Genomic DNA, 19,750 nt, shown 5'->3' with positions numbered 1-19,750 from the left:
AGGAAGGAAGATCCGCTATGACCAATGCTGTAATCGCCGGCTATGTCCGGTCCCCTTTCACCCCGGCGCGCAAGGGTGCCCTGGCAAAGGTTCGTCCCGATGATCTGGCCGCCCAGGTGGTCAAGGCGCTGGTGGACCGCTCGGGGATTGACCCCAACGCCATCGAAGACCTTATTTTGGGCTGCGCCTTTCCCGAAGGGGAACAGGGGCTCAACGTCGCCCGTCTGGTCACGTTTCTGGCCGGGTTGCCACGATCGGTTGGCGGGGTAACGGTTAACCGGTTCTGCGGGTCCTCGATGCAATCGATCCATCAGGCCGCCGGGGCCATTGCCATTGGCGCAGGTGATTGTTTTATTTGCGCCGGGATCGAAAGCATGAGCCGGGTGCCAATGATGGGCTTTAACCCCATGCCCAACCCGGCCCTGTATAAAGAAATGCCCGAAGCCTATATCGGCATGGGCGATACCGCCGAAAATGTTGCCAAAAAATGGAACCTGTCGCGCGCCGATCAGGAAGCCTTTGCGGTTGAAAGCCATAAACGGGCGGCTGCGGCCCAAAAGGCGGGCAAGTTCAACGACGAAATTATCCCGATTACAGGCCCCGACGGCATTATTGACCAGGATGGCTGCATTCGCGGCGAAACCACCCCCGAAGGGCTGGCTGATTTAAAACCCGCCTTTCGCGCCGATGGTGTTGTTACCGCTGGTACGTCCTCGCCCCTAACCGATGGCGCATCGGCGGTTCTGGTTTGCTCCGAGGAATTCGCCAAGGCCAATGGCCTCACCCCGCTGGCACGGATCAAATCTGTCGCGGTGAATGGCTGCCTGCCCGAAATTATGGGCATTGGCCCGGTTGGTGCCAGCCAAAAAGCCCTCAAACGCGCCGGCATTACCGCGGCCGACCTTGGCGTTGTCGAACTTAACGAAGCCTTTTCATCGCAAGCGATGGCATCGATTTCCGAACTGGGGCTGGACCCGAAAACCGTTAATATCGATGGCGGGGCGATTGCCATTGGCCATCCGCTGGGTGCGACTGGCGCACGTATCGTCGGCAAGGCGGCCAGCCTGATGCAACGCGAAGGGGCTAAATACGCCCTGGCATCGCAATGCATTGGCGGCGGACAGGGAATCGCGACGGTTCTGGAGGCACTATAATGGCTGAAATCAAACAGGTCGCCGTTATTGGCGCTGGTGTTATGGGGGCGTCCATCGCCGCCCATATCGCCAATTCAGGAACGCCGGTTTTGCTGCTGGACATCGTGCCGGAAGGGGCCAAAAACCGCAATGCGGTGGCCGAGGGTGCGGTGGCAAAAATGCTGAAAACTGACCCGGCTCCGTTTATGAACAAACGGGCGGCAACTCTCATCACATGCGGCAATATCGAAGACGATATGGCAAAATTGGGCAAATGCGACTGGATTATCGAGGCCGTGATTGAACGCCTTGATATCAAACAAAATCTCTATCGCAAGATTGATGAAGTGCGCAAAGCCGGTTCGGTTGTGTCATCAAACACATCAACCATTCCACTTGCCACCTTGATCGAGGGCATGCCCGATGCCTTTGCGGGTGATTTCATCATCACCCATTTTTTCAATCCGCCGCGCTATATGCGGCTGCTGGAACTGGTTAGCAACGGCGCCACCAATGATGGCGTGGTGGATATGGTTGCCGCCTTTGCCGATCAAAAACTGGGTAAAACCTGTGTGGTGTGCCACGACAAACCGGGTTTCATCGCCAACCGCCTTGGCGTTTACTGGATTCAGGCCGCAATGGTCGAGGCCATGGACCGCAACCTGACCGTTGAAGAAGCCGACAGCGTCATTGGCCGCCCGTTTGGCATTCCCAAAACCGGAGTGTTTGGCTTAATGGATCTGGTCGGGCTGGATTTAATGCCGCATGTGCAGTCCAGCATGGCGGGCGCCCTTCCCAAGTCGGACCCGTTTCATGCCATCTACCGCGAATCTGATCTGGTCTCAAAGCTGATTGCCGATGGCTATACCGGTCGCAAGGGCAAAGGCGGGTTTTACCGCCTGAACCGCGAAAACGGCGGCAAGGTTAAAGAATCGGTCAATTTGCAAACCGGTGAATTTGCCAAATCGGAAAAAGCCCGACTGGAAAGTGTAAAGGCAGCGGGCAAGGACCCGCGTATCCTAATGCAAAGCCCGGATAAGGGCGGCAAATATGGCCGGGCCGTTATGGCAAAGACCCTAGCCTATGCCGCCTTTATTGCACAAGAAGCCGCCAACAACATTGTCGATGTCGATGACGCCCTGAAGCTGGGCTATAACTGGAAAACCGGCCCGTTTGAGCTGATCGACGAAATTGGCGTCGATGCCCTGATTGCGATGCTGAAAGAAGACGGTATCGCTGTGCCGCCGCTTCTTGAACGCGCGGCTGGCAAAAGTTTTTACAAGGTCGAAGACGGTACCCTGCATTACCTGGCATTCGATGGCACCTATCAGGCCATCACCCGCCCCGATGGCGTGTTGTTGTTAGAAGACATCAAACGCAAATCGGACCGTATTTTAGGCAATCGGTCGGCATCGCTGTGGGATATTGGCGACGGTGCGGTTTGCCTGGAATTTCATACCAAAATGAATGCGCTGGACGGCGATGTGATGGCGATTATCAAATCCGCCATTCGTACCGTGAAAAAGCAATACAAGGCGCTGGTTATTTATAACGAGGGCAGCAATTTTTCGGCCGGGGCCAATCTGGGTTTGGCCCTGTTTGCCGCCAATATTGCGGTGTGGCCGGAAATTGAAAATCTGGTTGAAACCGGCCAATCAACCTACAAGGCGCTGACATATGCGCCCTTCCCTGTTGTGGCCGCACCTAGCGGGCTGGCATTGGGCGGTGGCTGCGAAATTGTTTTGCATTCCGATGCGGTTCAGGCGCACGGCGAAACCTATATCGGGCTGGTTGAACCCGGTGTCGGACTGGTGCCCGCCTGGGGTGGCTGCAAGGAAATGATCCGCCGCTGGGCCGAAAACCCCAAATTCCCCAAGGGACCAATGGCCGCCAGTGCTAAGGCATTTGAAATTATCAGCGTCGCCACTGTTGCCAAATCGGCCTATGAAGCCAAGGAAAGCCTGTTTCTGCGTCCCGATGACGGCATCACCATGAACCGCAACCGGTTGCTGTTTGATGCCAAAAAACGGGCTCTGGCGATGGTGGAAGGCTATGAACCGCCCGAAGAAATGACCTATCGCCTGCCCGGTGAAAGTGCCCGTGTCGCTTTTGAAATGGCGGTCGACAGTTTTTACCGTCTGGGCAAAGCCACCGATTATGACCGGGTGGTGGCCGGTGAACTGGCAAAGGTTCTCTCTGGGGGCGACACCGATATTACCACCGAACTTTCCGAGGACGACATGCTGGAACTTGAACGTGACAGCTTTATGCGTCTGGCCCGCAACCCCGGCACGCTGGCGCGCATTGAAACCATGCTGCTGACCGGCAAACCGCTGCGGAATTAAAGGACAGAAAAATGGCTGAATTTAAAGCACCCCTGCGCGATATGCGTTTCGTCCTGACCGAACTGTTTGATTTCAACGACATCAACCAGCTTCCCGGTTGCGAGGATTTCACCCCCGATGTGGTTGATGCCGTTTTGGAAGAAGCCGCCAAGGTTTGCGAAGAAGTCCTGCAACCGCTCAATCGCAGTGGCGATGAAGAAGGCTGCACCTGGAATGACGGTGTTGTTACGACACCGAAAGGTTTTAAGGAAGCCTATAAAACCTTTGCCGAAGGCGGCTGGACCGGCATTGCCTGCGACCCCGTTTATGGCGGACAAGGCGCGCCCAAAACCCTGAATGCGCTGGTCGAGGAAATGACCTGTTCGACCAACCTTTCCTTTGGCATGTATCCCGGGCTGTCATTTGGGGCCTATGCCGCCCTGCACAGCCACGCATCGGACGCGCTGAAAGACAAATACCTGCCCAAAATGGTGGCGGGTACATGGTCGGGCACCATGTGCCTGACCGAACCACATTGCGGCACCGATCTGGGCATTATCCGCAGCAAGGCCGAACCGCGCGATGATGGCAGTTATGCCATTACCGGCACCAAAATTTTCATATCCGCCGGTGAACATGACTTAACCGAAAACATCATTCATCTGGTGCTGGCCAAACTGCCCGATGCACCCAAGGGCACCAAAGGCATCAGCCTGTTTGTGGTGCCGAAATTCATGGTCCATGACGATGGCAGCCTGGGTGATCGCAACAGCGTTAAATGCGGTTCGATCGAACATAAAATGGGCATCAAGGCATCATCCACCTGTGTCATGAACTTTGATGGCGCCACTGGCTGGCTGGTGGGCGAACCGCATCAGGGCATGCCCGCCATGTTTACCATGATGAACCAGGAACGGCTTTCGGTTGGTATTCAGGGGCTTGGCCTTGGCGAGGCCGCCTATCAGGGGGCTGCCGCCTATGCCCGTGATCGATTGCAGGGCCGTGCCCTGACCGGGCCGAAATCGCCAAACAAGGAAGCCGACAGCCTGCTGGTACATCCCGATGTGCGGCGCATGTTGCTCACCCAGCGCGCCTATAATGAAGGCTCACGCGCGATGGGCATCTGGGTGGCACGTGCGCTTGACACCATGAAATATCACGAAAATGCCCAAACCCGCGAAGAAGCCGACGAATTTGTGCAATTGATGACGCCTATCGTCAAAGCCCTGTTTACCGACTGGGGGTTTGAAACCACCAATATCGGTATGCAGGTATTTGGCGGGCATGGCTATATCCGTGAATGGGGCATGGAACAATATGTCCGCGATGCCCGCATCGCCCAGATTTACGAAGGCACAAACGGCATTCAGGCGCTGGACCTGGTGGGTCGTAAAATGGGGGCCAAGGCCGGGCGGTATTTGCGCCGGTTTTTCCACCCGGTGCAGGACTATATCGAAACCCATGTCAATGACGACGGATTGGGCGATTTTGTGCAACCGCTGGCAAAGGCCTTTATGCGCCTGCAACAGGCCACCGCTGAAATTGCCCAGCGCGGCATGAAAAACCCCGACGAAGCCGGGGCTGCCGCAACCGAATATCTGCGGTTGTTCGGGTTGGTCGCCGTTGGTTTCATGTGGGCGCGTATGGCCGAAATAGCCCTTAAAAAACAGGATGATGACGATGATGGTTTCTATAAAGCCAAACTGATCACAGCGCAGTTTTATATGGAACGCATCCTGCCGCAATCGGGCGCACTTTTTTCCGCGATCATGGCCGGTTCCAAAACCATGATGGCGATGGACGAAGACGCGTTCTAGTTTTATTTCGGGTTCGCAACCTACCTTTAAACCCGCGAAATATTGAAAAATTCGGAGCAGTCGATGAATTTGATCTTTCGCTTGATCCGCATTTTGTTTTTGGGGTGGTTGCGGCCCGCCATGCACCCGATGGACCCGTCGGTTCTGGCTTTTCGCACCTGGCCGACGGATCTTGATATCAATATGCACATGACCAATTCGCGTTATTTTGCCTTAATGGATTTAGGGCGTACCGAATTGATCCTGCGCACCGGCATTTTTCGGCTGGTGTTAAAACACAAATGGCAGCCGGTCGTTTCGGTATCGACCATGCGGTTCAAACGCGCGATCAAACCGTTTCAACGCTTTCATCTTGAAACGCAGGCGCTGTATTGGGATGAACAGGGGTTTTATCTCGAACAACGGTTTGTCGCCGATGGCAAAACGCTGGCGCTGGCCGTGGTCAAGGCCGTGTTTGTTGGCCGTGGCGGGGTTATTCGCCCGTCCCATATTTGCACCGAACTGGGCCTGATCGACCCGTCACCCGATGTCCCGGACTGGCTAAGTGGCTGGCCCGAAATTGAAAATGCCATTGAACAACGGTTAGGCGCAATTTAGCCCACCCCGGAAAATCCCGCAGATGCCCGAACCAAAGAAGGCATCATCAAACAAAATGCCAATACATCACAGGACCGCCTTTGCGCGGGGAGGAACCCAAATGCCATCGCAAGATGCCGTCATTCTGAGCATTGAAAACCAGATCGCGACCATCACCCTGAACCGGCCCGATCGCATGAACGCGCTGGACGGGGCCATGGTGACCGGGCTGTTGAGTGCCCTGGACCAAATCGATATCGAAATGGAAAATATCGGTGCGGTGGTTATTACCGGTGCCGGGGGAACCTTCATGGCCGGGGGCGATGTGAAGTTTTTTCACACACTTGGCCAAATCCCCGCCGATGAAGCCCAGCCCCAAATTGCCGCCATGATCGATAAGGTCCACCAGATCATTACCCGCCTGACCGACCTTCCCCGCCCCGTCATTGCCCGGCTAAACGGGGCGGTTGCCGGTTTTGGCATCAGCCTGATGAATGCGTGCGACATGGCCATTGCCAGCAGTGAAACCGTTTTCACTTTGGCCTATTGCCATATCGGCACCTCGCCCGATGGCGGCTCTACCCATTCGCTGGTCCGCCTTGTCGGCATGAAAAAAGCCAAGGAAATTGCCTTTCTTGGCGACCGGTTTGATGCCAGCGAGGCCCACGCCCTAGGTTTGATCAATCAGGTTGTTGCCAGTGACGAACTGGGTTGGGCCACGGCCAAACTTGCCAAGCGCCTGGCTGCAGGCCCGCGCTCGGCCCTGGCCCGGACCAAGGCGCTGCTCAACAGCGCACCGGACCGCGATTTGCCCGCCCAACTGGCCGCCGAAGCAAAAGCCTTTGCCGAATGCGCCATCAGCGATGATTTCCGCGAAGGCGTTGCCGCCTTTGTTGAAAAACGCAAACCGGCCTTTAACGGCAAATAAAACAGGCCCGCAGCCAAGCGCCCGCCAAACCAGCCTTGGCGCGATGAACCACAACAGTTATTCGGGAAAAAAACATGGCCGACCTTAAAGGAAAAACCCTTTTTATCACCGGGGCCTCACGCGGCATCGGCCGCGAAATTGCCCTGCGCGCCGCCCGCGACGGGGCCAATATCGCCATTATCGCCAAAACCGACACCCCGCACCCCAAACTTCCGGGCACCATTTACAGTGTGGCGACGGAAATTGAGGCCGCCGGGGGCAAGGCCCTGCCCTTAAAAACCGATATTCGCGACGAAGACCAGATCGCCGCAGCCGTTGCCAAAGCCGTCGCAACATTTGGCGGCATCGATATCCTGGTCAACAATGCCAGCGCGATTAACTTAACCCCGACCTTGCAAACCCCGATGAAGCGTTATGATTTGATGGCGCAGGTGAATACACGCGCCACATTCGCCTGTGCGCAGGCCTGCCTGCCGCATCTGTTAAAATCAGACAACCCGCATATTTTAACCATGTCGCCGCCACCGAACATGAGCCCGCACTGGTTTGCCAACCACCCGGCCTATACCCTATCGAAATATGGCATGAGCCTCGCGACCTTTGGTCTGGCTGCCGAGTTTGCCGATGAGGGCGTTGGGATTAATTCGTTGTGGCCGGTCACGGTTATTGAAACAGCGGCCTTAAACATGATCCCCGGGCTTGAAGCAGGCCGCGCGCGCAAACCGCAAATTCTGGCCGATGCCGCCCATGCCATTTTAACCAGCCCGGCCCGCCAGGTTAGCGGCGGCTTTTTCACCGATGAATGTGTGCTGCAAGCCATCGGGATCAGCGATTTTGAACCCTATAACCTGACACCGGGCAAAGAACCCTTTCCCGATTTCTTTTATGAAGCCGACAAGAACGGTGCCAACGACCCGCATGTTGCCAGATTGTTGAAAATTATAGCCGGGAAATACAAGAACTGACACCGCACTGCTGCAGATTAATGCCCGCAGTGCCGCACAAAACACGACAGAAAATACAGCCACAATGTCTAAACGCCACATCCGTCTAACGGGGCTTGAAAACACACCATTCGTCGGTATCGGGGCCTTGTCCCTGATGCCACCATCGGGGCCAAACCAATGACGGGGCGGCCCCATTCGCCCGCGAACTCGACCCGCCCCCTACCGGGCGGGTTCTTTTTTGCGCGCGCAAACCGGTAAAACCACCCCAAAACAAAAAGTGCCGCCGGGCTTTTGCACCGGGCGGCAACTTTTGGGCAACCGGATATAACATGACCCGGCGAAATACTGGCGTGATCAGATTATCACGAAGCGCGCGTTTCCAGCGTCTGGCGCGGCATGACACGTTCCTGACGCGCCGGGGTCGGCAGCATCATCTGTGCCTGCAAGGCCATGTTCAGATCATGGCAGCTCTGGTTGCGATCCAAAAAGCGGTCGCACCAGCCCTTGGTCTGATTGGCCGACAAAAAGGCACAGCGCAGCATGGCAAACTTGTTGGCACCATGGGTCGCTTCATCGCCGGTCACATGGGACAACCAGGTTGCGATGGCACTATGGGCTGCTTCATCAAGCATATCTTGCAAGTTGCCCTTGGCAACCGCGCCAACCATGTCGTCGCGCAAAGCCGCACGAAGTTCGTTTACCAAACGGTCTTCGGCAATTTCGCTGCGAACGCCAAAGGAACGGGTCCAGGCGCGGGCGGTTTCGTTCAACAACCGCGACATTGCCGCTGGTTCGCTGGACGGGCTTGAATTTGAAATTTCCACGTTACTCATTTCAACCATGATGCATTCCCTGTTCGGGTTATGTGAGAGTTAACGGCAAGGTTTCTTGTTGTCGTTAACTTCACATTACCCTGAATATAGTCGGAATCTTTGCCGAAACTTAGACGTTTTTGTGGCACGGGCCATGCACTACCCACATGGGGCCATACCAATTATGCGTGTATTTTTTACTAGCTAAGCCTGCGTTTTTTCAGGGCTTTCGGCCCCGATCAGGTGCTGCCCGGCCATAATCTGGTCGAGCGGCTTCACCGGCCACGACAAAATCTTCAGCTTTTCTTCCTTGGTTAACGATTCAACCCCAAGGCGGGCCAGCTTTTCGTAAATAATACCCACCTCGATCTGGGTGCGCCGGTCCGGTTTGCGGGCCGGTAACAACGCACTATGCAAGGCATTGGCATAGGGGTCTTCGATCAGTTGCAACAAACCATCGCGCACATCATCGCCGGGGCGTTCGTCGGTCAAACGATACAAAGATGCCAGTTCTTCGGGGGTTGCGGTTTCTTCGGGTGTCAGGAACAGTTTGTATTTGCGCGCCCTTTGCCCCAGCCACAGCAAGCTTGACCAATGCGTTAACCACGGCGACAAAACCAGCCCGGCCAAAATTGGTGTTAACCACCAGAAAAAGGCACTATCGACATAAAGCGCAATCGCGCCCCACACCAACCCAACAATGATAATGCCGATATGGGTTCGTACCGCTGCCATAAACGGCACGCCGGTATCGTCACGTTCCTGCGCGTCCCAGCCCACCTGATTGCCGGTTAAAACCGAAAACACAAACCGCGAATGCAGCGTCATCATGATCGGGGCCTGAAGGGCAGAATAAATCATTTCCAAAAGGCCGCTCAGCAATACCGCTGCCCCGCCATATTTGCGCCGGTCCCGGCCCAAAAACACCATGAACACCGAAATCACTTTGGGCACAATCAGCATACCAATGGTGAAAACCAGCAACACCACCATTTCCATCGACCGGTCAACCGGCCATTGCGGAAACATGGTGAACTGGCCGGGGAAAAAGCTGTAGGTCAGGCGCGAGTTTTGCAGCGTCGCAATGGTCGAGCTTAACAACAGCAAAAACCACAACGGGGAGGACAGAAAGCTCATCACGCCCATAAAGAAATGCAGGCGCGACAGTGGCGAAAAGCCTGGCGCGAAAATAAGCCGCGCATGTTGCATATTGCCCTGGCACCAGCGCCGGTCACGCACCGCAAAGTCAATCAGGTTTGGCGGCAACTCTTCCCAGCTGCCTTCAAGCTGCGGGATCAGCCATACCCGCCAGCCGGCCTTGCGCATAAAGGCGGCCTCGACAAAATCGTGGCTGAGAATATGCCCGCCCATTGGCGGCTTGCCCGACAAAACCGGCAACCCGCAACAATCGATAAAGGCCTGCACGCGAATAATGGCGTTATGGCCCCAATAGTTGGAACTGCCCATGCACCAGAACGCCAACCCGGCTGACATGGTGGGGCCGTGAACGCGTGAAATGAACTGCAAAATACGGGCAAACAGGGTGGAACGCCCGGTTGGCTGCGGCGGACTTTGAATAATACCCGAGTCGGGATTGTTTTCCATCAGATAGGCCATATTCACCATGGCCTCGCCCGACATCACACTATCGGCATCAAACACAATCATATGGTCGTAGTTCGACGCATAGGTTTCGCAAAATTCCTTCAGATTGCCCGATTTGCGTTCGGTATTTTCCGACCGGCGACGGAAGAAAATCTTGCCCCGCGCCTTAAGTTCCGAACAGGTCCGCGACCATGCCATTTCCTCGGCGATCCAGATGTCGGGGTCGCGGGTGTCTGACAGCACAAAAAAATCAAACGCATCAATTTCGCCCGTTGCCGCCAGGCTTTCATAACTGGCGCGCAAACCGGCAAAAACCCGGTCCGGATTTTCGTTATAAACCGGAATAACCACAACGTTTTTCGATTTCAAATTGCCCTTGCGGTTAATCGGTTTCATCCGGCGCAGGGTAATCGCATCGATGCTGAAGGCGCGCAGAAAAATACCGACAACACCGGTATAAAACGACAGCGAAATCCACGCAAAATTGATGGTGAAAAACGTAATCACCACCATTTCCATCGCCGTTAACTGGTCAGCACCCAAAACATCCGACATCAACCACGCGGCATAAAACGTGGTTACCAATGCCGCGCCAAACAAAAACAGACGCCGCACCGACGAGGACGGCCCGGCCAGCCTCACAGCCGGATCAAGTTCGTCAGGGGTGCGGGGCATAGCCGGGCTGTCGGTCATTAATTTTGTTCCTGCGCAGAAAAGGCTGCATTGAAATTACATTGGCGATGGCGAAAATATCGGGTTGGCTTAAAGCACAGTTAGAACGCCCACGGCATGGTCCAGGTTTCGCTAATCACGCGGTCCTTGTAATGCAGGAACGCCCGCAAATTTGATGTCGGTGTTTCGCCGGTTCCGGCCAGATCAAACATCATCCGCACACCGCCATTTTCCGCGTCTTTTACCACACGCACATTGCTAACGCTGGCGTTTGATGCACTAACATCGGCCTGCAAACTGGCAATATCATCCATATAATAATCCAGATCACCACCGCGGAAATTCAGGATAAAGCGATGAATACCGCCATTATCCTCGTCCCCACCGGGGATCGGGGCGATGCGGGTATCAAGCGCGCGGGCCATATTATGCAATTCGCGGCCATCGCTCATGGCGGTTAAGTCATAAGAAATTTCCAGCGAATCACCCGCTTTGGGTTTGGCATCGGGCACCCAAAAGGCAACGATATTTTCGTTGGTTTCATCAGGCGAGGGAATTTCGACCAGTTCAACATGGCCCTTGCCCCAATCGCCTTTGGGCGTAATCCAGTAACCGGGACGTTTTTCAAAATGCGCACTGGCATCCTGATAATGATCAAAATCGCGGTCACGCTGCATCAGGCCAAACCCGCGCGGATTTTGATCGAGAAACGAGCTGATCTGCAAGTTTTTCGGATTATCAAGCGGGCGCCACAACCATTCGCCCTGCCCGTTATGAATCAGCAAACCATCGCTGTTATGCACTTCGCTGCGATAATCATCAAAGTGGCGGCGTTTTTGTTCCCCAAACAGGAACATACTGCTTAGCGGAGCAATGCCGAGCTTCTGAATCTGGTCCCGGAAAAACAGGGTCGCCTTGATCGACGAAACCGTGCGTTCGCCGGGGAAAATATCAAACTGATAGGCCCCGGTCACGCGCGCACTGTCTAGCAAGGCATAAACCGTCACCTTGCCCCAAGGATCGGCGGGTTGTTCGACCCAAAATTCACGAAAGACCGGAAATTCCTCGCCCGAGGGACCAGCCAGATCAATGGCAAGCGCACGGGCAAGTTGCCCGCGCACCTGATCGCGACCCATAACACGAAAATAACTGGCCCCTAAAAACGATGCCAGTTCTTCGTCACTTTTAACCGAATCGAGCGGATATTTCAGACGAAACCCCGCATAGCCTTGCGCACCCACATTGTTGTCCGACAGGCCGGTATCGGCAAAATCAAACAGGTTGGACGAATAAGGAACCGGTTGAACCTTGCCATCCTTGATCAGGTTAATTCCGACCGGCACATCATACATATAGCCGGGGTGATACAGCTCCATCGAAAAGCCGGTGGCCGAATCCTTTAAAAACGCCTGATCGGCCTTGAATTTGATTTTGGCATATTGCGCCGCATTCAAATCGGCCAGCGCGCCGGGCAATTCACGATGCGGGTTTTCATAGGGCTTTGTCGCCAGTTCCCGGGCGCGATCAATTACCAGTTCCGGGCTAAAGGGCGGTTTTTCGGCAACCGGCGCACTTTGCGCTCCGTTATCCGCCGCAGGGGAAACAGGGGCAGCATTTTGCCCGTTATCAGCAGGCTGGGCCGCGTCATTGCCCGCCGGGGTCGCCGTTGCGCCCGCATCGCCGGTGTTACCAGCGTTGCCCGCATCCTGATTTTCAGGGGCAGGGGCGGCCTCACCAGCAGTCGGCGTGCTTTGCGCTGTATCTGCGGGTTGGGCCGCGTCATTTTTTGGTGTGGCATCTTGCGCGCCGGCGTTGCCGCCTGCCTGCGCCTGTTCGGCCACGGGCGCAGCATTTACGCCGGTTGTGTCTGGCGCGGCGGTATTTTCGGCACCCGGTTTTGCAGTCGCACTTGCAACGGCGTCATTGCCTTTTGCCGGTTTCATCGCCGGGCTTGCCGTGGCAATGGGGGATAAAGCCGGCGAAACTGCAGGTTGTTTGGCGCCATCAGCCGTTTTGCTTGCACCCGCAAACGCAGGTTGCCCTGCAAGGCAAAAAGCCGCAATGACAAACGCGGAAACCATCCCCAAACGGGATACAGCAAAGTTTTTCTGTGCGACACGCTGCGAGTCAACCTGCTGGCAAATTTGCATTTTTTTCACGCCGGAACCTTTGTTGATATGCCTTGCGGGCTTTTGCACGATGAACGGGGCAGCAATGTGACAGTATGGAACAATCACGGATGTATACCCCGTCTTGCCCATTTTGCCTGTACGGATTTAGGCCCTGTTTAAGGTCTTGAAAAGCCGGTTTTTCGCATGATGAACGCGATAGGGGGGTGAATGTTTCCAATTACAGGGGCAAAAGCATGAAAACCCGCTGATTTCCAACATAATGCAGTGCGGCAATTTATTGTGCCGATGGTGCTTTATTTAAAAAACTGAAAATTTTTAGATCATGAAATCAGCGAGTCGGCTTGTTCCATACCTTTTCATGTCCCGGTTTAACACGGCGTAAAAACGTCGCCTATCGGCAATATCGCAGACCGGGCCACCAGAAATTTTATCTTGGGCGGGCAGCATAAAAAACCGGCCCCGATTGTGCATCCGGGGTCGGTTTTTGCGCAAATGGCAATCGATGACTGCAGATTGAGGTGGGTTAAACCGGGGTTAGCGTTCGGGTTGATGTTGGCAAACTGCTTTGGGCGCTAACCCGTCACCGGCTCAAACCCGGCAAACAACCCGTGATAAGGTTTGGCCGGTGGATAACCATATGTGCTGTGTTTGCTGGTTGCCAGTTTAAGCGACGCCATGCCTTCCACCATTTTAATCGCAGCTTGTACCCCGTCAATCACCGGCACGCCTAAATCGGCTTTTAACCGGTCGGCAATGTCGGTCATGCCAGCACAGCCTAAAACAATTGCTTCGGCATCATCCTCGCGCAGGCTTTTTTGGGCTGCCAACAGCAAGGCTTCATAGGCCCGCGCGGCTTGCACCCCTTCAAAATCAAGGGTGCGCACCCCGGCGGCCCGCACCACACAATCGCGATCCGCGCCATATTTGCGCACCAGATGTTCCAACGGGCGCACCGAAACCGCCATTGGCGTTACAATCGCATATCGCCCGGCAAGGGCTTGGGCAAAGCGCAACGCCCCTTCACACAGCCCCATAACGGGGGCGGCAGTCAAACATCGGGCGGCATCAACGCCGGTATCGTCAAAACAGGCCACGACATAGCCATCAATCCCGGTCGGATCGATCTCGCGGATAACCGATAACAGACCCACGCTGGCAAAGGCCTCGTCATAATAACCTTCGATGCTGTCGGGGCCAAAGCGTGGGTTCAGGGCCAGAATTTCGTTATGTGGAAAGGCAATTTTGCGGGCCTGCTCGCGTATTTTATTGGTAAACCCCGCCGACATGTTGGGGTTGATGATGGCTATTTTTGACATCTTAGCGGCCTCACCCTATCGTCTTGCGACGGCGCAACAACAAAACCGCCCCAAATGCCAAACCAATGATGACAAAGGAAAATACGGTGGTTAACGTGCCCAGCGCATAAAGAACCGGCGTTGTGACATTTGTGGTCATGCCATAAATTTCCAATGGCAGGGTATTTAGCGAACCAGCCGTCATCAGGGTGCGGGCAAATTCATCGTAAGACAGGGTAAAAGAAAACATCGCCACGCCAATCAGGCTGGGGGCCACCATCGGCAACACCACATGGCGAATGGTTTGCCAGTTCGACGCCCCCAAATCGCGGGCGGCTTCCTCGAACGAGGGATCAAACCGGTTAAACACCGCAAACATGATCAAAAGGCCAAACGGGAATGTCCAGGTCAAATGGGCACCAAGGCCGGAACTGTACCAATGCGGCTGGATCTGAAAAATATTGAACAGCAGGCCAATGCCCAGCGAAATCAATATCGAAGGGACAATCAAACTGGCAATGGCAAGGTAAAAAACAAAGGTGTCACCGCGAAAGCGCCACCGAAACGCCAGCCCCGCCATAAAGGATACGACAACTGTTACCACCATAACAATTGCGCCAAGTTTTAATGACCGCAGAAAAGACCCGCCAAAGTCGCCCACTGCCTGTTGCTGAAACAGGTTAACAAACCAGTGAAACGAAAATCCGTTCATCGGGAATGTCAGCCCGCCATTTTCTCCCTGAAAAGACAGGATAAAAATGGTCAGCATCGGCCCATATAAAAACAGCACAAACAGGGCAAAAAATGCGGCAAGGATATAAAAGGCCGTGGGCCGTTTTTCGCGGGTTCTGACCATTTTACAGCTCCTTGCGAATATCAACGAGGCGCAAAAGCGCGGTCACGATCAGCAACACCGTAATCAGCAACACAACTGCACTGGCCGCCGCCGCCGGATATTGCAACATTCCGATTTCATTGGAAATTTGCAACCCGACCGATGCACTTTGCCCGCCGCTCATCAAGCGCACGGTAATAAAATCGCCCATCACCACCGTAATGACAAAGATGGAGCCAATGGCGATGCCCGGCTTGGACAACGGCACAATGATATGGCGCAAGGTGGCCCAGCCACTGGCCCCGTTATCACGCGCCGCTTCAATCAATGATCGGTCAATCCGCATCATTGAATTGAAAATCGGCACCACCATAAACAGCGTATATAAATGCACATCGGCCAGCACCACGGCGAAATCGGAAAACAGCAAAAATTCAAGCGGTTCGTGGATAATCCCGGTTCCCATCAAGGCCTGATTAAGCAAGCCATTACGCCCCAAAAACGGGATCCACGAAATCATGCGGATGATGTTTGAGGTCCAGAACGGGATGGTGCAAACCATGAACAGGATAATCTGCCAGGTCAGACTGCGGACATAAAAGGCCAGGAAATAGGCCACGGTAAAACCGATACCCAGGGTAAAGGCCCATGTCAGCGCGGCGTATTTGAAAGTATTTAAATAGATTTGCCAGGTTACCGACGAACCCAGCAAATAGCTGTAATTTTCAAAAATGAAATCAGGCAGGATGCGGTATTCGTCGTAATCCCAAAAACTGACCACCACGATGGTCAGCAAAGGCACCACCAAAAATATGGCAAAGATCAATGCCATCGGTGTGATCAGAAAATAGGAACCGCGTTTGGAATTGGGTGCTGACATGCCATCCCGCCAAAATCAGAAATCGTAAAAAAGGCTCGCCCTTGCGGCGAAGTCCGGGCCGCCACATTGGCGACCCGGCACAAATTTTCATCGCATCAGGCAGCGATAAATTCGTTCCATTTACGCACCATGTGCTTGTTTTCATCCATAACGGAATTCCAGCACGCCACATGGCCCATGCGTTCTTCATAAGAACCGCCATCGCGCACGGCACCGGCCTTTTCCATAACCTTGCCTTCGGGGCTCATAACGTCACCCTTGGCTTCCTTGCCTTCCATCCAGTAACCCCATTCGTCATCGGACATGAAGGTTTTGGCGGTATCAGGGGCGGCACTGTAATAACCCTGACGGTTCAAATAAGCCCCAACCCAGCCTGACAGATACCAGTTGATATATTCATAGGCCGCTTCAAGCTCCAGACCCGACAGGTGCTTGGCCAAACCAATGCCGCCGCCCCATGCGCGGTAACCTTCCTTAAGTGGCTGATATTTGCATTCAATGCCCTTGGATCGCACAGCGGCAATCGCAGGCGACCACATCGACTGGATCACAACTTCGCCCGAGGCCATCAAATTGACCGACTCATCAAAGCTTTTCCAGAACGCGCGGAACTGACCAGCGCGTTTGGCTTCAATCATCAGGGCGATGGTTTTGTTGATTTCTTCCTGGGTCATATTGCCCTTGTCGCCATAGGTAATTTCACCCATTGCTTCGGAAACCATCGCCGCATCCATAATGCCAATTGCCGGAATATTCAGGATCGATGCCTTGCCCTTAAATTCCGGGTTCAGCAATTCGGCCCAGCTATTAATCGGACGGCCAATCAGATCGGGACGAATGCCCAGGGTATCGGCGTTGTAAATCGTCGGAATAAGCGTCATCCACTGGGTGGGGGCGCTGGCAAAATCGGTGCTGTCCGGGCCGTCAACAAAGCCAACCTTGTGCGGCGCGGTGCCTTGGGCAATTTTGGAATCCGGTGTCAGCTTGCCGGTAATGAACAGGGGCGAGATTTTGTCGTAATTCTTGATCTTGGCAACGTCCATCGGCTGCAACGTGCCAGCCGGGAAAACCTTTTTGCAAATCCAGTATTCGATATCGGCGATATCAAATGAATTGGGCTGGGTCACGGCGCGCTGGGCCACGGCATCGGAATCAAGGGCCGTCATTTGCAGGGTAAAACCCAGATCTTCCTTCACCTTGTCGGCAACGGCGTTGATGTTGGAAACCCCGGTGCCAAACTGGCGCAGCGTCACATTTTTAATGTTCTGCGCCCAGATGGTGGGAAAACCGGTAATGGCACCCGAACCAATGGCAACACCGGCCGTGGCCGCAGCCCCTTTAAGGAAACCGCGACGGGTAACATCCTTGCCTGGAAGAATGGACTTCAATTTGCTTTTTTTTTCGGTCGTCATGTGAAGCTCCTGATAAAACGATGTTTTTTTGGTTTCAGGCCAGAACATGTGCGTGTTCGGGTTCCCAATAGGCGATAAACTTTTCCTTCCTGCGCACAGGCGCACGCCGAAATTCGCTTTCGGTCTTCATCAGGGTGATGTCCTTGCCATCCACCGTGGTGGCAACGATCCGCACCCAAAGTCCCAAATATTCCACTGTGGTGATTTCAACCGGGATCTGGCTTTGCGCAGCCCCGGCGGGAATGTCGTCCGCCAAACCGATCAGATCGGTGCGGATGGTAAATTCAAGGTCTTCACCGGTTTTCGCATCCCCGTGAACCGGCAAAACAAACTGGTCCGGACCACGTTCAACAATCGTCGTGGTGGCATCGGCCCGGGCGACCTTGCCTTTAAAAATGTTCTGCCCGCCCATGAAATTGGCGATAAAGCGCGATTTGGGCCGGTTAAATATTTCCTCCGGCGTGCCCTTTTGGCGAATAACCCCGTCTTCCATCACCACCACCATGTCCGACAGGGCAAGGGCTTCGTCCTGGGCGTGGGTAACGTGAACAAAGGTGATGCCCAGATCCTGTTGCAAGCGGCGCAATTCATCGCGCATTCGGGCGCGCAAAAACGGGTCCAGTGCCGATAAAGGCTCATCAAGCAACAAAACTTCGGGCTGGGTGATCAGGGCGCGGGCGAGCGCAATACGTTGTTGCTGCCCGCCTGAAAGCTGGTCGGGTTTGCGATCAGCAAACATGTCCATATGCACACGGGCCAGCATTTCGGTGGCACGTTCGGCCCGTTCCACCGGGGAGACACCCTGCATGCGCAGGCCGAACGCGACATTCTCCGCACAGCTCATGTGTGGAAACAGCGCATAGTTCTGAAACATCATAGACGTACCGCGTTTTACCGGCGGCAATTCCGTGACATTGCGCTGCCCGATCAACAGATCCCCCTCGCTGATCGCCTCGTGTCCGGCGATCATGCGAAGGGTTGTTGTCTTGCCGCAGCCCGACGGACCGATCAGACAGCAATAGGCACCAGCCGGAATTTTGAGATCGATCGATTTGACTGCGATTGTACTGCCGTAATATTTACTGACAGCGATCAGCTCAATGGCCCCGTTACCCGTCATCCGCCCACCCGATACTGCATGCAAAATTGTCAACAATCTATGTTTATGATTGTTAGCAAATGCTATGCCATATCGAAAATAGCGCGCAAAATCGTCATTTCGGGTCGTCCAGGTTGAAATTCGGGGTCATAGCCCATCCATTAACTGCTGATTTTATGCGCAATAAGTGAACATTTTTTAGACAAGTTACATAACATGCATATTTTTTATACTTATTTGACAATAAACCAGCCACCTTGCGGTTTTTCGTTATGCAAATCGTCAACAATTTTGTAAAAACTAAAGATCACGCCTTCTCGTCCCCATCAGGAAAGACCTGCCCCAATGGCCCACCCCGCCGAGCCCCCACGCTTCACCGGCAGCGGAAAATTACGGCCGGAAGAACAGATTTATCAGGAAATGCTGGGTGCCATCCTTGATCGCCGTTTGGAACCGGGCATGAAGCTGATCGAGGAAGACCTTGCCAAAACCTTTGGCGTCAGCCGGGCCCGCATTCGGGCCGCGTTTTTGCAACTGGCCCACGATAAACTGATTAATCTGGTACCCAATCGCGGGGCCTTTGTTGCCGAACCCACCATTGACGAAGCGATCGAGGTTTTTTCCGCCCGCCGCATGATCGAGGATGGCGTGGTACGCAAGGTCACCACGCATATGAACGACGATCAGGCCGAACAAATCCGCGCCCACCTGCAGGCCGAACATAAAGCCCACCACGAGGGCGACCACCGTGCGGCCATCATTTTGTCCGGTGAATTTCACCTGTTACTGGCCCGCCTTGCCAATAATCTGGTGATCGAGGAATTTTTAGAACGGCTGATTTTGCGAAGCTCGCTGATCATTGCCATGTATGAAAGCCCGCAACCCGCCGATTGCTCGCATGATGACCATGACGCACTTTTGCGTGCCTTAACCGGCGGCAACCCCGACGAAGCCACCGCTTGTATGGCCCGCCATCTTGATAACATTCGTGACCGGCTTCAGCTTCAGCGCGAAAAACCCGGCAAAACCGATTTCGCCAGCATTTTTGGCCGCCGTCCCACCAGCAAGGCCGGTTAATTTCGCCACCAGGGCACCGCGCTGGACGCCGCCTGATTTATCCCAAACCCGAACCACCAAAACCCGCCCGTCCCCGCACATCACCCCCGCACCAAACCCCTTTTCACAAGCATCGCGCAGCACGGACAGCAGGTACGGACGTTGCAAAACAAAAGGGACCGGCTGCCACAGCACCCCGTCCCTTTGTCGTTTCCGTCGGCCAGGAG

The 19,750-nt window shown here is 54.5% G+C and carries 15 protein-coding genes; 7 read left to right on the top strand and 8 right to left on the bottom strand.

All coding sequences use genetic code 11. The features are described from left to right. Window positions 1-17 precede the first annotated feature (17 nt). From TMES_RS01845 to TMES_RS01820, 6 genes are all read left to right on the top strand, one after another. Window positions 18-1,154, top strand: a complete 1,137-nt coding sequence (locus TMES_RS01845) for a thiolase family protein (protein ID WP_085578875.1) — start codon at window positions 18-20, stop codon at window positions 1,152-1,154. Beyond that, the gene (locus tag TMES_RS01840; protein ID WP_085578873.1) at window positions 1,154-3,478 is read left to right on the top strand and encodes a 3-hydroxyacyl-CoA dehydrogenase/enoyl-CoA hydratase family protein; all 2,325 of its coding nucleotides are present in this window, start codon (window positions 1,154-1,156) and stop codon (window positions 3,476-3,478) included. Before TMES_RS01845 ends, TMES_RS01840 begins: the two co-directional genes overlap by 1 nt. 11 nt (window positions 3,479-3,489) lie before the next feature. After that, window positions 3,490-5,274: an acyl-CoA dehydrogenase C-terminal domain-containing protein gene (locus TMES_RS01835; protein WP_085578871.1), complete on the top strand. Its 1,785-nt coding sequence runs from the start codon at window positions 3,490-3,492 to the stop codon at window positions 5,272-5,274. A 63-nt stretch (window positions 5,275-5,337) separates the two neighbouring features. After that, entirely contained in the window at window positions 5,338-5,871 is a 534-nt protein-coding gene (locus tag TMES_RS01830) for a thioesterase family protein (protein ID WP_085578869.1), read from the top strand. A 100-nt stretch (window positions 5,872-5,971) separates the two neighbouring features. After that, on the top strand, window positions 5,972-6,778 hold the full coding sequence (locus tag TMES_RS01825) for an enoyl-CoA hydratase/isomerase family protein (RefSeq protein ID WP_085578867.1): 807 nt from the start codon (window positions 5,972-5,974) through the stop codon (window positions 6,776-6,778). Between the two features lie 74 nt (window positions 6,779-6,852). Beyond that, entirely contained in the window at window positions 6,853-7,743 is an 891-nt protein-coding gene (locus TMES_RS01820; protein ID WP_085578865.1) for an SDR family oxidoreductase, read from the top strand. Window positions 7,744-8,087: 344 nt separating this feature from the next. Here TMES_RS01820 and TMES_RS01810 read toward each other — a convergent pair whose 3' ends face one another. The 8 genes from TMES_RS01810 to TMES_RS01775 all read right to left on the bottom strand — a co-directional run bounded on the left by TMES_RS01810 (window position 8,088) and on the right by TMES_RS01775 (window position 18,488). Then, a complete protein-coding gene (locus tag TMES_RS01810; RefSeq protein ID WP_085578861.1) occupies window positions 8,088-8,567 on the bottom strand; it encodes a hypothetical protein in 480 nt (159 codons plus the stop codon). Between the two features lie 174 nt (window positions 8,568-8,741). Further along, on the bottom strand, window positions 8,742-10,835 hold the full coding sequence (mdoH, locus tag TMES_RS01805; protein ID WP_085578859.1) for a glucans biosynthesis glucosyltransferase MdoH: 2,094 nt from the start codon (window positions 10,833-10,835) through the stop codon (window positions 8,742-8,744). Window positions 10,836-10,915: 80 nt separating this feature from the next. After that, entirely contained in the window at window positions 10,916-12,757 is a 1,842-nt protein-coding gene (locus TMES_RS01800) for a glucan biosynthesis protein G (RefSeq protein WP_085579782.1), read from the bottom strand. A 761-nt stretch (window positions 12,758-13,518) separates the two neighbouring features. Beyond that, window positions 13,519-14,262, bottom strand: coding sequence for an aspartate/glutamate racemase family protein (locus TMES_RS01795; RefSeq protein ID WP_085578857.1), 744 nt, complete (start codon window positions 14,260-14,262; stop codon window positions 13,519-13,521). A gap of 10 nt (window positions 14,263-14,272) precedes the next feature. After that, window positions 14,273-15,097 (bottom strand): ABC transporter permease, encoded by an 825-nt coding sequence (locus tag TMES_RS01790; RefSeq protein WP_085578855.1) that lies wholly within the window; start codon window positions 15,095-15,097, stop codon window positions 14,273-14,275. A gap of 1 nt (window position 15,098) precedes the next feature. After that, window positions 15,099-15,956: an ABC transporter permease gene (locus tag TMES_RS01785; protein WP_085578853.1), complete on the bottom strand. Its 858-nt coding sequence runs from the start codon at window positions 15,954-15,956 to the stop codon at window positions 15,099-15,101. A gap of 95 nt (window positions 15,957-16,051) precedes the next feature. After that, the gene (locus TMES_RS01780) at window positions 16,052-17,368 is read right to left on the bottom strand and encodes an ABC transporter substrate-binding protein (RefSeq protein ID WP_085579780.1); all 1,317 of its coding nucleotides are present in this window, start codon (window positions 17,366-17,368) and stop codon (window positions 16,052-16,054) included. 34 nt (window positions 17,369-17,402) lie between these two features. Beyond that, entirely contained in the window at window positions 17,403-18,488 is a 1,086-nt protein-coding gene (locus TMES_RS01775) for an ABC transporter ATP-binding protein (protein ID WP_085578851.1), read from the bottom strand. A gap of 324 nt (window positions 18,489-18,812) precedes the next feature. Here TMES_RS01775 and TMES_RS01770 point away from each other — a divergent pair, with 324 nt between their 5' ends. After that, window positions 18,813-19,544, top strand: a complete 732-nt coding sequence (locus TMES_RS01770; RefSeq protein ID WP_085578850.1) for a GntR family transcriptional regulator — start codon at window positions 18,813-18,815, stop codon at window positions 19,542-19,544. Window positions 19,545-19,750: the final 206 nt, after the last annotated feature.

The sequence above is a fragment of the Thalassospira mesophila genome, from assembly GCF_002115755.1.
GTDB lineage: Bacteria > Pseudomonadota > Alphaproteobacteria > Rhodospirillales > Thalassospiraceae > Thalassospira > Thalassospira mesophila.
The sequence above is the reverse complement of the archived record's forward strand: the minus strand, read 5'-3'. Positions and strand labels throughout refer to the sequence as shown.

What these genes read in the sequence shown, in the direction of transcription:
- TMES_RS01790 (WP_085578855.1), bottom strand. Translation starts at nt 15,097, where the DNA reads ATGGTCAGAACCCGCGAAAAACGGCCCACGGCCTTTTATATCCTTGCC.
- TMES_RS01825 (WP_085578867.1), top strand. Translation starts at nt 5,972, where the DNA reads ATGCCATCGCAAGATGCCGTCATTCTGAGCATTGAAAACCAGATCGCG.
- TMES_RS01795 (WP_085578857.1), bottom strand. Translation starts at nt 14,262, where the DNA reads ATGTCAAAAATAGCCATCATCAACCCCAACATGTCGGCGGGGTTTACC.
- TMES_RS01810 (WP_085578861.1), bottom strand. Translation starts at nt 8,567, where the DNA reads ATGGTTGAAATGAGTAACGTGGAAATTTCAAATTCAAGCCCGTCCAGC.
- TMES_RS01785 (WP_085578853.1), bottom strand. Translation starts at nt 15,956, where the DNA reads ATGTCAGCACCCAATTCCAAACGCGGTTCCTATTTTCTGATCACACCG.
- mdoH (WP_085578859.1), bottom strand. Translation starts at nt 10,835, where the DNA reads ATGACCGACAGCCCGGCTATGCCCCGCACCCCTGACGAACTTGATCCG.
- TMES_RS01840 (WP_085578873.1), top strand. Translation starts at nt 1,154, where the DNA reads ATGGCTGAAATCAAACAGGTCGCCGTTATTGGCGCTGGTGTTATGGGG.
- TMES_RS01775 (WP_085578851.1), bottom strand. Translation starts at nt 18,488, where the DNA reads ATGACGGGTAACGGGGCCATTGAGCTGATCGCTGTCAGTAAATATTAC.
- TMES_RS01780 (WP_085579780.1), bottom strand. Translation starts at nt 17,368, where the DNA reads ATGACGACCGAAAAAAAAAGCAAATTGAAGTCCATTCTTCCAGGCAAG.
- TMES_RS01820 (WP_085578865.1), top strand. Translation starts at nt 6,853, where the DNA reads ATGGCCGACCTTAAAGGAAAAACCCTTTTTATCACCGGGGCCTCACGC.
- TMES_RS01800 (WP_085579782.1), bottom strand. Translation starts at nt 12,757, where the DNA reads ATGAAACCGGCAAAAGGCAATGACGCCGTTGCAAGTGCGACTGCAAAA.
- TMES_RS01835 (WP_085578871.1), top strand. Translation starts at nt 3,490, where the DNA reads ATGGCTGAATTTAAAGCACCCCTGCGCGATATGCGTTTCGTCCTGACC.
- TMES_RS01845 (WP_085578875.1), top strand. Translation starts at nt 18, where the DNA reads ATGACCAATGCTGTAATCGCCGGCTATGTCCGGTCCCCTTTCACCCCG.
- TMES_RS01830 (WP_085578869.1), top strand. Translation starts at nt 5,338, where the DNA reads ATGAATTTGATCTTTCGCTTGATCCGCATTTTGTTTTTGGGGTGGTTG.
- TMES_RS01770 (WP_085578850.1), top strand. Translation starts at nt 18,813, where the DNA reads ATGGCCCACCCCGCCGAGCCCCCACGCTTCACCGGCAGCGGAAAATTA.